Raw genomic sequence first — 13,589 nt, forward strand, 5'->3', positions numbered from 1 at the left:
CAGTCTGGCACTTTGATGCCGTAAGGGGGAGGTGTCCATCACATCGGGCTACGGGTCTACAGCAGGCGATGAACCCGTAGCCCGGCTCAGCAAAGCGCAAGCCGGGGGGTTAACGTTTACTTGATATAGGTAAAAGCGGTGGTGACGCGAGTCACGCCGCTTACCCGGCTGGCGATATCCGCCGCCGCGCGTCCTTCACGATCGGTAACCAGACCCATCAGGAACACTTCGCCATTTTCGGTTGTTACCTTCACGTTGGAGGATTTCACCTGGTCGGTACCCAGCAGCTGGGAGCGGACTTTGGTGGTGATCCAGGTATCCGAAGAGGCGGTACCTAAGCCGATCGGCTGGCCCTGACGCACTTCATTAAACACCTCCGTTGTCCCTTCTACGCCCATTGCGATTTGCTTCGCGCGCGCGGAGAGGTCTGGCGTTGGAGACTGACCGGTCAGCAGGACTTTACCCTGGTAGGCGGTCACGTTGATGCGGGCCTGTTTCTTAATTTGTTCATCTTTGGATAGCGCGCTGTTGACGCGTAGCTCCAGCGTGCTGTCATCCACCTGAGTACCTACCGTACGCGGGTCCGTCGCGGCTTTGGTGCCGACCGCTGCCGTGCCAACTACCGCTGCGGCAACGCATCCCTGAAGCAGTAGCGCAGACAGCAGAATGGCGAGGGGCGAGAGAGCCTTCATGTGTTCTCCTTAATCGTCCTGGTGTGGAAAAAGCGTGTTATCGATCAAATCGCACAGACAATTGACGGTGAGCATATGCATTTCCTGAATTCGCGCGCTGCGATGCGAGGGAATGCGGATTTCGACGTCCTGCTGCCCTAAGAGGCCAGCCAGTTCACCGCCGTCATAACCGGTTAACGCCACGATAGTCATATCGCGGGTGACCGCCGCTTCCACGGCTTTCACGATATCCCGGCTATTGCCGCGCGTAGAAATCGCCAGCAGTACGTCGCCGGCGTGTCCCAACGCACGCACCTGCTTGGCATAGATTTCATCATGCAGGCGATCGTTGGCAATTGCGGTTAAGACCACATTATCGGTATTTAGTGCAATGGCGGGTAAACCAGGGCGTTCAGTTTCGAAACGATTAATCATGCTGGCAGCAAAATGCTGTGCGTTGGCGGCGGAAGTGCCATTACCACAACAGAGAATTTTGTTGCCGTTCAGCAGCGATTGTACGAGCGTCATAGCCGCACGGGAGATGGCGTCCGGGAGTGCTTCCGCTGCTGCAATTTGGGTTTGAATGCTTTCGGTGAAGCAGGCTTTGATTCTGTCGAGCACGGGATCCCTTAATTCATTTTACCCATCATACTTCAGGTTGCTTGTGCGTTGGCTACGCTCGTTCGCCCGAATCACTGACTTGAGTCAGCTCATCGGGACTTTCTCGCTTGCCGCGTTACTCGGCCTGCGGTCTCGCCCCTTCGGGGCCAGCGCCAGCGCTGTTCAAAGCACAAGTGCTTTGTCCTGCAACTCCAATTATTTTGGGTGTACGCTATTCGCCAAAGGCGTTTTTTAGCCATTGGATGTCGTTTCCGGTGAAGGCTACCACATCGAAACGGCAATCCACAGTCTCAAAGCTCCCATTCTGTCGGCAGAGCCACAGACGCGCGGCTTTGAGCAGTCTTTGTTGCTTTTGCGGCGTGACGCTGGAAGCGGCATCGCCGTAGCTTGCGCTGCGACGATAGCGTACTTCGACAAATACGGTGACGCTACCGTCGCGCATGATGAGGTCAATCTCGCCGCCGCGCTCGCGGACATTGGCGGCGATAAAGCGCAAACCCTGGCGCTCCAGCCAGCGGCGCGCCTGCATTTCCCAGGCATCGCCGGTCTGTTTACTTAGTTGGCTGCGACGATTTGCCCACCCTGGTATTTGAGCCATGACAGTTTCCTGTTGATCACGCAATCCTGCGTGGCCGTAAGATCGCCGGTATTGCCGTTCAGCTCAAAGCCTGGCACCTGGCGCATCTGCGAGAAGTGGTTGGCCAGAGACCAGGCGTCGGCGCCCATGGCGTACAGGCGCGCCAGCGAGTAGTCGTTACGAACGGCGGCCAGCGCCTGCTGCTGCAGCGCCGGGTTGCTTCCCGCCAGCATCGGGATTTCGCTGTATTGCAGGCCTTCCATCTCCAGACGGAAGTCCGGGCCGGAGGTTCCCTGGGCGCTGCGGGAGCTGGCGTACAACGTCACGCCGCTCTGGCTACCGTTACGCAGGGCAATCATCGGCTTGACGTAAGCAATTTGTTCCGGCGTCGCCAGGATGTACGCGGCGTCGACGCCGCCGGTGCTGCTGACCGGCATATCGCTCGGGCTTCCCAGAGCGCTGTCCTGCGCTGACGGCAGGGTAGAAACCGGCGTACCGCTTAATGAAATACCGCTGTTAACGCTGCCGCGCAGCTCGGCCGTGGAACCTAAACGCTGTTGCAGTACCGTGCCGCCCCCCAGCTTCAGCCACTCATTGGCAAAGGCATTAACCACGCGATCGCCCAGCGCGCCGCGCGGTACCAGCAGCAGCGGAGTCTGTTTACCCTGATCGTGTATGTGGTGCGCCGCGTCGCGAGCTTCGTCTTCCGGAGAGAGGGCGAAATAGCAGATATTAATCCGGTTTTCGATTTTCTCCGGCTGGTTGAGCGCCAGCACGTTCAGCGAGGTATTGCTCTTGATGACCTGTTCGACGTTATCTTTCAGCAGCGGGCCGACGACGATGGTCGCGCCGTCCTGCTGTACCTGAGCCAGTAGCTGGCTCATCGGTTGCGTGGTGGTGTCATAGATTTTCAGCTCGGCGGCCGGGTTAGCCGGGGTGGCGGACACAGCCTGAGTCTGCGGTGCCTGTACCGGCTGGCTGGTGGTCTCCGGCGCCGGGGCGGATGTCGCCTCCGGTGCGGTGACCGGCGCCTGAGCTTGCGCCTGGTCGGCAGCTGGCGTTTGTACTGGCGCCTGAGCGCTGTTCGTCGCCGTCAGATCGGTTACTTCCGCCTGCGACGGGCTTACCACTGCGCTATCGGCAACATTCGCCGCCTGGGCGACCTGGGCGGGCACCGCGCTTCCGGAAACGGCAGGCGCGCCGTTTTTCGCCGCTTCAAAGCCCTGCTGGATAGTCCGGCCAAAAATGGCCGCCTGGCCGTTAAGCGGCAGCAGCAGCGCGATTTTATTGGTCGATGCGGCCCGGTAGTTTTGCATATTGACGAGCTGCGTCGGCAGCATTTTCGCGCCCGGGTTTTGCGGATAGCGGGTCTGCCAGTCTTTGATGCCTGCTTTGAGCATCGTCGGATCGCTGCGGTTATCAAACCACATGCGCTGCAGGTCCAGCCAGCCCTGCAGAACGTTCTCGTCGGCGTTAATCACCAGCGCGTAGGCCTGATCTTTGGTCATCGCGGTGAGCGCTTTCCAGGTCGCGTCGATGTTCTTCTGCTTTTGCGCGGCCAGGCTCAGCAGCGGCTGCTGGGCGACCAGGGCCCGCAGCAGGTTCAGCGAAGGCTGCCCCTGGCTGGCGTCAATTTGCGCCTGCCAGTAGCGCGGCAGCTGGTTCTGCTCAAAGCTTGCCGGATCGAGTTTGCTCAGCAGCGCCTGCGCGCCCTGGAAGTCGTTCTGCGCCAGCTTCACTTCTACCGCCAGCAACGACCGTTCGCGACTTTGCGCAGCGTTAAGACCGGACGGCAGCTGGTTGAACAGCTCAACGGCCTGCGGTTTCTTACCTTCTTTCAGCAGTGCACGAATGGCGAGTAATTGCCAGTTGGTCTTGCTATCATTCGAGCTTTGCTGCATCTGTTGCAGATAGTAACTGGAGTCTGCCTGTGCCGTACCCTGCAAATACGCCGTGCTTTGGTCCGGGGTGTGGGTGCCGCAGCCGGCAAAGATCAGAGCGGCCAGCAGTACGGGCAGACAACGCACGGGTTTAGAACGAAGAAATGTTGACGGTACCATATGTGTCCAGTGATATTTTTTTGGCTCAATGCTCAATATTAATTCGGCAATACGGACGAGACAATGAAACAACACGAATCAGCAGATAATTCTCAGGGACAGCTCTATATTGTGCCCACTCCGATAGGGAATCTGTCTGATATCACGCAACGCGCGCTGGAAGTGTTGCAAGCCGTTGATTTAGTTGCGGCCGAGGATACCCGCCATACCGGTTTGCTGCTGCAGCATTTTGCGATTAACGCCCGGTTATTTGCGCTTCATGACCATAACGAGCAGCAAAAAGCGGAAACGCTGGTCGCGAAGCTAAAAGAGGGGCAAAACATCGCGCTAGTTTCCGATGCCGGAACGCCGCTGATTAACGATCCCGGCTATCATCTGGTGCGTACCTGCCGCGAGGCCAATATTCGCGTGGTGCCGCTGCCCGGCCCCTGCGCGGCGATTGCGGCGCTGAGCGCGGCGGGGCTGCCGTCGGATCGTTTCTGCTACGAAGGTTTTCTGCCTGCGAAGTCTAAAGGGCGTCGCGATACGCTGAAGGCGCTGGAAGAAGAGCCGCGCACCATTATCTTCTATGAATCGACCCACCGCCTGCTGGAAAGCCTGGAAGATATCTGCACGGTACTGGGCAAGTCCCGCTACGTGGTGCTGGCGCGAGAGCTAACCAAAACCTGGGAATCGATTCACGGCGCGCCAATCGGCGAGCTGCTGGCATGGGTGAAAGAAGATGAAAACCGCCGTAAAGGCGAGATGGTGCTGATCGTCGAGGGTTTTAAAGCGCAGGAAGAGGCGCTGCCGGCGGTGGCGCTGCGCACGCTGGCCCTGCTGCAGGCCGAGCTACCGTTGAAAAAAGCCGCTGCCCTGGCCGCAGAAATTCACGGCGTGAAGAAAAACGCGCTGTATAAGTATGCTCTGGAGCAGCAGGGGTAATACTGCGAATTACCGCCTTCCTGATAGCGCGTCAGGAAAGGCGGACTTGGCTATCTAACCGTTGCGGTGAGGGTTGCAGAGGTACGGAAAGGCCCTGGCTGTAGGGCCCCTCCGACCAGATTAATGGGGTATGCCCGCATATGGAGAACGCCTGCCGAATCAGCTAAAGTCATACCAGAGTCTCCTGTAACGGTGATAAGACCTGCCCCCGCGGTAAGGTTATTTATATGGATCCCAATATCCGCGACATTATCTGATTCTCTACGGCGGGCGGCTAATGTGTACTGATCGGCGATGTCTTCACCCTGAACAGCCAGACTGATATAGTCATTTTGTCCAAACAAGGATGTATCCCCGCAATCGTAGACAATATCAAACCTTACAGGCGTATATCCGTCAGGCATGTGGTCCTTAGTGGTGAATTTTGAGGCGCTGATTTGCCCAAGGTCGACCCGAATGACATCGCCTTCGTTAATCTTACAGCTTTGCGGAACGGTGATGCTGCCCTCGAGATAGATATCGGCAATATCTTTGTAGACGTTTTTTGCATAACTAACGGTGCTACTCCATGCCGACTGGAGGGTGGCGATATGCGTGCTGGGGATCTCCATCCGGCCTAAAAAAGATTGCGTGACGCGAAAGGTAATGCTGATGTTACTGCCCACAGTAAATGCCCCGGCGCGCTGATCGTCAGGATCCCCATTACATACGCCATTATCGTTTGCAGCCTTAAAATAACCTTCGCCTCTAGCCGGTGAGTTTATGTTAGTAGGAACCGTAAGCGCCGATACGCCAGGTACATCGGTAATCACCGTTTTAATATCCAGATTATCATTTAATTTTTGAAATCCGGAATAGCCGGAGCTAGCTAACGGCGTGGTTGCTGAATAGTAGAGATTAACCCCGGTGTTGGCGGGACAGTCGCAAACCATTTTATAGCTACCGCCAGATGTGGTGCCGGAGGTCATGTCTATTAAAGTCCCGGCGACGTTTTGCTCTTTTGTCCAGTCGTTGGCAAAGCTGGTGGTAAAATTAACAGGCCCGCCTACGGCTTCGCAGCCGCCCATCGCCGCGCGTGCCGGTGCTACGGCAAACAGGGCGAGAGCAATGCCGCCGGTTAAAAGATAAATCGCGTTTTTCATGGTGTTTTGTTCCTTAGCGGCATGTTGTCGTGGCCCGAATAACGGAGGCTGTGCGCTGGCCGTTAGCGGGCAGGCTAAACGTAAATCGGCACTGCTGATGCTCTTCATTCCCCCAGCGCACGTTCCAGGCCTGCGGCCGTTCGTTGACGCCGGTGAGATAGAGCACGCCGCCTTCATCAACAATGCTCTGCTGCTGCTGGCTTTCGCTGCTGGCCATCGCGCCAAACGGCAGCGGTTTACCGTTTCTGTCGGTCAGCGTCAGCAGCACGCGCTGGCCAATTTTGGCGCTAAACTGCGCGGTCACAGCCGCTCCCTGACTCGGAACCACCAGCTTCATGGTCTGGGTGACGTCGACGTCATCCGGCATCATGGTGGTATCCAGATAGATACGGTTCTCCTGATAAGAGGTCAGGTAGGGGATCACGGCATAGCCGAAGTAGTCGGTAGCGATTCCGGGATAGTTTTTGACGCGTATACCAGAGGCGCCATCGGCATCAATCAGCGCAAAGGCGTTACCCAGCGGCTGCGACAAGGTGACGCCGTGGCTGTGCGCCACGATGCCGCCGGCCAGGCCATAGCTCATCTGGCGGTTATCGGAACTGTAATCGTAACCGGCGTTGACGGTGCCGTAGGCGGAACGATAGCTGCCGTAGAGGCTGCTGCCGTTGCTGTCGTTATTCTCGCTCTGCCGCTGTTTCAGGCTGTAGCTCAGACGGCTATCTTCCAGTAGGGAGCCGTTGATTCCGACTTCATGCTGGGTCGCTTGATCCTTCTGGCTGGTGATCCGCCAGTTGGCGTTAGCGTGCGGCAGCCAGCGGTCCAGCGGTACGCTGAGGCTGATGGACAGCGAACGATCGCTGTCGCGATCGGCATAATCGGTAAACTGGCCGCTGACGTTATAGCTGACACCCCACAGGTTGCCGCTAAGGCCAATCGACAGGTTTTTGTCCTTCTGCCCTTTGTCCCAGTATTCCTGCTGCGAACCGGAAGCGTAAAAACTGACGCCGGTAAACAGATTCTGATTAATGCTGAACTGGATTTCGCTGCTCTGCCGATCGCCGGCGTCGATATCCCGCTGGTTGGCATCTGAGAACGTGAAGTAGCCAGTGCTGGTATAGCGGTAATAGCCCAGCGATAGATTGGTGCCGGTCTCTGGAATATCTTTAATGTACTGGGTGCGCCAGCTGTAGCCGGAATCGCTGTCGCCGTTATCAAAGCGGGTATCCGCCCGGCCAATATCCATCGACAGGGCACCAAACTCTCCCAGCGTACCGCCGATACCCAGAGTTAACGCCTGGTAATCCTCGGAGCCCGTCAGGCCGCCGTACAGCGTAAAGGTGTTACTCAGGCCGTAAATCCCCGTAGTTTCAATGAACTCCGGTTCTTTACTGTCCTCCGAGCCTGCCGCCCGAAAGCGCCCGGCGGTGACGCTATATTTGAGATGCCCCGGCCGCTGCATCATCGGCAGGGAGGAGAACGGCTGTACAAAATGGCGCGTGGTGCCGTCAGCCTCTTCAATCGTCACGTCTAAATCGCCGCTGAATGAGGAGGGGTACAGATCGTTGATCTCGAACGCGCCGGCAGGCACGGTGCTCTGGTAAATGGTGTAACCGTTCTGACGAACCGTCACGATAGCGCTGGAGTTAGCGATCCCGCGGATCGTCGGCGCAAAGCCGCGCTGGCTGTTAGGCAGCATGCTGTCATCGGAATAGAGCCGCGCGCCGGTAAACTGATAGCTGGAGAACACGCTGCCGTCAGTCGCGCTTTCGCCCATCACCAGCTGCGATTTGAGGCTTTTGATATCCCGCTGCAGCCAGGTATTAATGCTGTCCCACTGCGAAGTGTCGCTGTTGTGCGTCCAGGTCGAGTAGTTGCGCAGCCGCCACGGGCCGAGGTTGGCGCCGTTCTGCATGTTCAGATACTGGCGCCTGCTGCGCTCGCCGCCGTCGTAGCGGCTCTCTGAACCGGTAAAGTTATAGTTGGTGAACAGCACCGGGATGCCATTGTCCCAGCGGGAGGGGTCAACATAGCCTCTGGCATCGCGGTAGAGCATAATTTGCGGTACGCTCATGTTCAGCTTACCGTGGTTGAGATCCAGCTCGCTGCTGCTGTTCGGCACCGTTTGCGCGAGGTTGGTGACTTTTGCTGCATCGTCCAGCTTCGCCAGCGCCGGGATCTCATCAACTTTAAAGCCCAGCTCGCGCAGCTGGCCGACGGTAAACTGGGGGATAAGCTGGTGGTTATCCCCGGCGGCAAACGGGATTTTACGCTGCGTCAGCTTCTTATTATTAATATAAATATCAACGATGTACTCGCCGGGTAGCTGGGCGCTGTCCTGAGAGAAGGCTGATAGATCTACCGTTTGCAGGCCGCTTTTGTTGGTTTCCAGCAGCGAAGGATCGAAATAAAAGTCGTCGGCCTGCGCGACATGGCATATCAGGCCGCTGCCGGCCAGCATCATCGGCAAAGCGTGCCTGACCCTGTAAGCAAGGCTTTTAAGCGCCAGCACGTTTTTTTTCCCTGTGGTGTTGCTTTGCATTCCCTGATTGCCCGTATCCGTTATTTATTGTTATTTACGTCTTGCCTGCGTAAGCGTTATTGCAGTACCCGAGTTTCTTTTGCCGTGGTACCGCCATAGTCATTGATGGCGGCCCACTGCACGGTATTACCCGATGCGGCAGGTAGCGGAATTTGTTTGTGCTCGCCGGGAGCGATATAGTCAACCTGATTGGTTAAATCAGTTTTACCCAATGCGATGCCGGCAAATACCACGTAATAGGCGGATGGGTTATAGATATCTAAGGTATTATTCGTTCGCTTATATTGTATAGATTTCCACGCATCCTGCGGGGCGCCTTTAAGATGCGCCGGGCGATAGAAAAGCTTTATTCTGGTTTTAAATACCAGGGTCAGCGCGTTGGTTTTTTCCGCTTCACTTTTCGATTGGGCCGGAATAGCCCGCACGTTAACGTAAAACAGCGACTCTTTATCTTCCGGCAAATTGCCTTCGGTTTTAATAATGCGCAATGAGGAGTCGTCGCCGGCATTCAGGCGAAACAGCGGCGGGGTCATAATAAACGGCCCGCGGATTGTTCCTTGCGGATTATCAATCCATGATTGCAATAAATAGGGCATTTTGCTGCTGTGATTGGCAACGGGCAGGGCGGCCTCTTTTTTACTGGCGTCGTAAATCACCCGCGTGGTTTGCAGAACGATCCCGCCGGCCAGGCTTTGGCTGACCCATCCTCCAAGCAACAAGGCCAATGCTACCAGGGTTTTCCCTTTCATCCTGCGGCTCCAATAAAAAGTTTTACCCACCATATGGTGGGTAAAAGCACAACGTGAGAATTAACGATAATCGATGGTAACGTCGACGGAAGCGTTCGCTTCCCCGGCGGTGATGGCCGAAGATTCAACGGTAGAGACGTAGTAAGCCTGCAGATTGACGTCCGTTTGTTCACCCGTGATATCAAAAGTGACCGGGGTGTCGTTCAGTTTATTGAGCGCCAGCTGGGCTCCGTCGGAAGCGCGGTCGATGCGAATACCGACGCCGGTCGCAGGCGTGGCCGAACCCGTTACTGCAACCAGATCGTTATTTGCGCCCGTAGTACCGCCATTACGCGTTTCCAGCCAGAGCTGGAACGACTTGCTTTCGCTGCCATCAACATGTTTCCAGGCTTCAGTTGGGCAATTGGTCAGCGGAATGGTGAACGGGGTAGTCGGTGATTTGTCGCCTACGGTTTTAAACTGGGTATTAGAGTAATGGCCCAGTTCAACATTTACCGTATCGCCGTTAGCGAATTCACAGGTAGAGGTGGTGATTTCACCCGTGAATTCAATAGTACCATCGCTTGCCCAGGCGCTGCCTGCAGCCATTGCCAGTAATCCAACTGCAACGGACTTTGCAATTACATTCATTTTTTACCTCATCCATGTATTTTTTTTGGAAAACATCTTTTATGGTGATTAAGCTTTTTTCATAAATCATCACGACGAAGATTATATTGAAATTTTTATGAATTCATATTGACTGAGGCGGGTTTTAGGATTGTATTTATGGTAATTCTCTGTAAAGTTAAATGTGCTTAATTTACGTTTAAATAAAAGTTTCAGGAATGGGTTTATGAATTGATTTTATTGAAAATGAATTCATAACCATACTGGTTGGCAAGCTATTTTTATAGGTTTTGTTTTTATAATATTAATCAAGTGACAAAAGGCAGATGTTTAATATCTGCCGGGTTGTCTAGACGATTTGTAACTCAATGGGTGTGTTTTTTAACTCTGCGAGATATTCCCCGCTAATCCCGTCATCGGTAATCACGCAGTTTATTTTCTCCATCGGCAGAACCTGGTTGAAGCCGCGACGATTAAATTTGCTGGCATCCAGCACGGCAACGACCTTATGCGCAGCGGCTGCCATGACGCCGCTGATGGAGTAGCCTTCGTTGAAGGTCGTGATGCCGTTGGTGGTGTCGATACCGTCCGCGCCGACGAACATGAGATCGGCGCTGATGCCCTGAAGCGAGCGTTCAGCGATGGTGCCGTGCATCGAGTGCGTTTTGTGGCGCACGGTGCCACCGCACACCACCAGGGTGATATCTTTATTTTCTGAAAGCGTAAACGCTGCGGGTAAGCTATTGGTAATCACCGTAATATTGGTCATACGTACCAGCGCCTCGGCAATCAGCAGGGTGGTGCTGCCGCTATCCAGGATCACCGTCATGCCTTCGCTAATCATTGCCGCCGCGGCCTGGGCTATTCGCTTTTTCGGGTCGCTGGCCAGTTGATAACGCTCTTCCAGCACCACTTCCTGGCTATCTCCTTCGGTTAAATTGCTGCCGGGCCTCGCGGCGCCGCCGTGAAAGCGGGTGAGTAATCCCTTTTCCTCCAGCAAGCGGAGATCGGCCCGGATAGTCACTTCGGAGATGCCAAAGAGATTCGAAAGGTCCAGCACCAATACGCTACCCTGCGTATTGACCATTTCGACAATTTTGTTCCTTCGCTCGAATGAGTTCATATTAATTTGCCTGATAATTAACTGATCTTAGTGTAATCGAAGGATAATGAAAGTTGAACGATAATTTTCGAAAGGTTATGTGAGCCAGCGCAGATTGCTGGCTCAGGCGGTCAGGAGAGTTTAAGCAGGATTTTCCCCTGCATCGGCGCGCCGTTGAGCGCCTGGACTTCGCGGGCAAAGCTTTCGGCATCGCCGATGTGGGCGATAAGCGGGGCAAGCTGAATGCGTTTTTCCGTCAGCAGCCGAGCCGCCGTTTGCCACTCTTCTCCCGGCCACGGACCGGAGTAATTCATCCAGCTACCAACGATAGTCAGCTCTTTACGGAGAATCTGGCCAAAGGTGGCGGAAGGCAGCGTCAAATCATGGTGCAACGTGCCCACCAGCGCCAGCTGCGCACGCGGTCCGGCGACCTCAATGCCCAGCGCCACGGTTTGCGGCGTGCCGGCGGTTTCCAGCACCAGTTGGTCGAACTGAATCTCTTCCAGCGCCGTTTGAATCTGTTTGCCGCTCATCTCCTTACTGTTAAAGACGTGCGTTGCGCCGAGCGTTTTTGCCAGCTCCAGCTTCTGCGGGTTGATATCAATAGCCGTAATACTTTTGGCGCCCAGTTCGCGGGCGCACTGCAGCGCCAGCAGGCCAATCGTGCCTGCGCCAATAATAATCACGTTTTTCCCTTCGCAGCCCTGCGCCAGATGAAAGGCGTGCAGACCGACGGTAATCGGTTCAATAAACGCGCCGTCATCAATCGGCATCTGATCCGGCAGACGGAACAGGTTGGCGCGTTTAACTACCACGTACTGCGCATTTCCGCCTTCGCTGCGCGAACCGACAAACTGATACTGCTTGCAGAGAGAGAAATATTCGCGCTGACATTGGGGACAACTAAAGCAGGGGAGCAGAGGCACGCAGGCTACCGCGTCGCCCGGTTGCAGGTCGGTCACCGCTGAGCCGTAAGATTCAACATAACCGCTGAACTCGTGACCCAGGGTGATGGGATAGTAGTGGGCGCCTTTGGCGAAGATGCGCGGAATATCAGAACCGCACAATCCAGAGCTGACGACTTTGACCAGGACATCGTTTTCCGTTTGTAGGGCCGGTATCGGGCGTTCTTCAACGCACACTGTCCCCTCAGCATGGATAACCACTGATTGCATAATATTCTCCAGAAATGTCCGGGGGAGCGAATGCTCCCCCTTGAGATTAAGAAACGCTCGGGCTTTGCTGCGCGGCGGTGGCTTTCTCTGCGGCGGCGAAGCTGCGCGCCCGACGCCACGTCAACAGCACGCCGGCGACATAGATGACGCCGATAACCACAAAGCCCACCACGTTTTGCCAGGTGAAGAGCTGAATGAGCAGCCAGGTAACCGGTGAACCGCCCTGGTCCATAGAGGCCACAAGGCCGCCTGTCTTCAGAGCCCCGGCGTTAGCCGCCAGCTGGGTATGCAGGCCGATGGTCTGCGTCGCAATCCATAGCGTGATCCCCATCAGGGTGATCCCGGAAATCAGCGTGCGGAACAGGTTCCCCTGGTGTACCGCCACCGCCATGGCGACGAAGAATCCAATGGTCGCGAGATCGCCGAACGGCAGGACCTGGTTGCCCGGCACCACAACCGCGATCAGAATAGTGAGCGGAATAAAGATCAGGCTGGCCGATACGACCGAGGTATGCCCAAGCAGTAGCGCCGGATCGAGACCAATCAGGAAATCCTGGCCGCCAAACTTCGCCTGCAGACGTTTACGCGCCTGTTTGGCAATCGGGTTCAGGCCATCCATGATAGGTTTGATAACGCGCGGCATCAGCAGCATGACGGCCGCGGTTTTGACCGCCAGCTGGAGAATTCCCTTCAGGTCGTAGCCCGCCAGCGCGCCGATGACCAGACCCATCACAAAACCGACGGTGACCGGTTCGCCAAACGGACCGAAGCGTTTCTGAATGTCGTCAGCGCTGAAGTGAATGCGGTTCAGGCCGGGGATTTTTTCGATAATCGTATCGACCAGCACCGCTATCGGCCCTAAATAAGCCGAGCTACCGTGCGGTATGGCGATGCCATCAAGGCCGAAAAAGTCGCGGGTATCCTTCGCAAACCAGTCGCCGAGCTTGTAAACGAAAGCTGCATGCACCACTACGCCAAGAATACCAATCCAGTAAGAACCGGTCGCGATATGCAGCATGGCGCCGGTAAAGGTCATATGCCAGATGTTCCAGATATCGACGTTCACGACGCGAGTCATCCGGGTGACCAGCATGAAAATGTTGACTGCGATGGCGATAGGAATCGCCACCAGCGCGATTTGCGACGCCCAGGTCATCGGTGACGACCCCGGCCAGCCAATATCAATCACGTGCAGGTTAATCTGGAAATGCTCAGCCATCGCTTTTGCCGCCGGGCCGATAGAGTCGAGCATCAGGCCGATAACCAGGCCGATACCGACAAAGCCAATGCCGATATGCAGGCCAGATTTAAAACAATCCCCGAGCTTCATCCCCAGTATTTTGGAGAAGATAATGATCACGATAGGCAGCATCACCGTCGGACCAAGATCGAGGATATAACGCATGATTTCGCTAAACAT

General features: G+C 55.6%; 12 protein-coding genes. 1 reads left to right on the plus strand and 11 read right to left on the minus strand.

Annotation, left to right across the window (positions count from 1 at the left end; translation table 11 throughout):
• Positions 1-116: 116 nt before the first annotated feature.
• The 4 genes from dolP to ABLV75_RS01005 all read right to left on the minus strand — a co-directional run bounded on the left by dolP (position 117) and on the right by ABLV75_RS01005 (position 3,929).
• On the minus strand, positions 117-692 hold the full coding sequence (dolP, locus tag ABLV75_RS00990) for a division/outer membrane stress-associated lipid-binding lipoprotein (RefSeq protein WP_004106049.1): 576 nt from the start codon (positions 690-692) through the stop codon (positions 117-119).
• Between the two features lie 9 nt (positions 693-701).
• Positions 702-1,292 (minus strand): DnaA initiator-associating protein DiaA, encoded by a 591-nt coding sequence (gene diaA / locus ABLV75_RS00995; protein WP_002918211.1) that lies wholly within the window; start codon positions 1,290-1,292, stop codon positions 702-704.
• Between the two features lie 211 nt (positions 1,293-1,503).
• Entirely contained in the window at positions 1,504-1,890 is a 387-nt protein-coding gene (locus ABLV75_RS01000; RefSeq protein WP_004106044.1) for a YraN family protein, read from the minus strand.
• Positions 1,848-3,929, minus strand: a complete 2,082-nt coding sequence (locus ABLV75_RS01005) for a penicillin-binding protein activator (protein ID WP_004106043.1) — start codon at positions 3,927-3,929, stop codon at positions 1,848-1,850. Before ABLV75_RS01005 ends, ABLV75_RS01000 begins: the two co-directional genes overlap by 43 nt.
• A 63-nt stretch (positions 3,930-3,992) precedes the next feature.
• Between ABLV75_RS01005 and rsmI the strand changes: the two genes are divergently transcribed.
• Complete coding sequence (gene rsmI, locus ABLV75_RS01010) at positions 3,993-4,853, plus strand: 16S rRNA (cytidine(1402)-2'-O)-methyltransferase (protein WP_004106041.1); 861 nt, start codon at positions 3,993-3,995, stop codon at positions 4,851-4,853.
• Between the two features lie 50 nt (positions 4,854-4,903).
• Here the strand turns inward: rsmI and ABLV75_RS01015 are convergent, their stop codons facing one another.
• The 7 genes from ABLV75_RS01015 to ABLV75_RS01045 all read right to left on the minus strand — a co-directional run bounded on the left by ABLV75_RS01015 (position 4,904) and on the right by ABLV75_RS01045 (position 13,589).
• Entirely contained in the window at positions 4,904-5,995 is a 1,092-nt protein-coding gene (locus ABLV75_RS01015; RefSeq protein WP_004106040.1) for a fimbrial protein, read from the minus strand.
• Positions 5,996-6,008: 13 nt separating this feature from the next.
• Complete coding sequence (locus ABLV75_RS01020; protein WP_004106039.1) at positions 6,009-8,534, minus strand: fimbria/pilus outer membrane usher protein; 2,526 nt, start codon at positions 8,532-8,534, stop codon at positions 6,009-6,011.
• A gap of 56 nt (positions 8,535-8,590) precedes the next feature.
• The gene (locus ABLV75_RS01025; RefSeq protein ID WP_004106031.1) at positions 8,591-9,283 is read right to left on the minus strand and encodes a molecular chaperone; all 693 of its coding nucleotides are present in this window, start codon (positions 9,281-9,283) and stop codon (positions 8,591-8,593) included.
• 60 nt (positions 9,284-9,343) lie between these two features.
• The gene (locus ABLV75_RS01030) at positions 9,344-9,913 is read right to left on the minus strand and encodes a fimbrial protein (protein WP_004106030.1); all 570 of its coding nucleotides are present in this window, start codon (positions 9,911-9,913) and stop codon (positions 9,344-9,346) included.
• 328 nt (positions 9,914-10,241) lie between these two features.
• On the minus strand, positions 10,242-11,015 hold the full coding sequence (locus tag ABLV75_RS01035; protein ID WP_004106029.1) for a DeoR/GlpR family DNA-binding transcription regulator: 774 nt from the start codon (positions 11,013-11,015) through the stop codon (positions 10,242-10,244).
• Positions 11,016-11,125: 110 nt separating this feature from the next.
• Positions 11,126-12,169, minus strand: coding sequence for a galactitol-1-phosphate 5-dehydrogenase (gatD, locus tag ABLV75_RS01040; protein WP_004106028.1), 1,044 nt, complete (start codon positions 12,167-12,169; stop codon positions 11,126-11,128).
• Positions 12,170-12,215: 46 nt separating this feature from the next.
• Positions 12,216-13,589 (minus strand): galactitol-specific PTS transporter subunit IIC, encoded by a 1,374-nt coding sequence (locus tag ABLV75_RS01045; RefSeq protein WP_004106027.1) that lies wholly within the window; start codon positions 13,587-13,589, stop codon positions 12,216-12,218.

The organism is Klebsiella sp. CN_Kp066, assembly GCF_040065135.1.
Classification (GTDB): Bacteria; Pseudomonadota; Gammaproteobacteria; order Enterobacterales; family Enterobacteriaceae; genus Klebsiella; species Klebsiella oxytoca.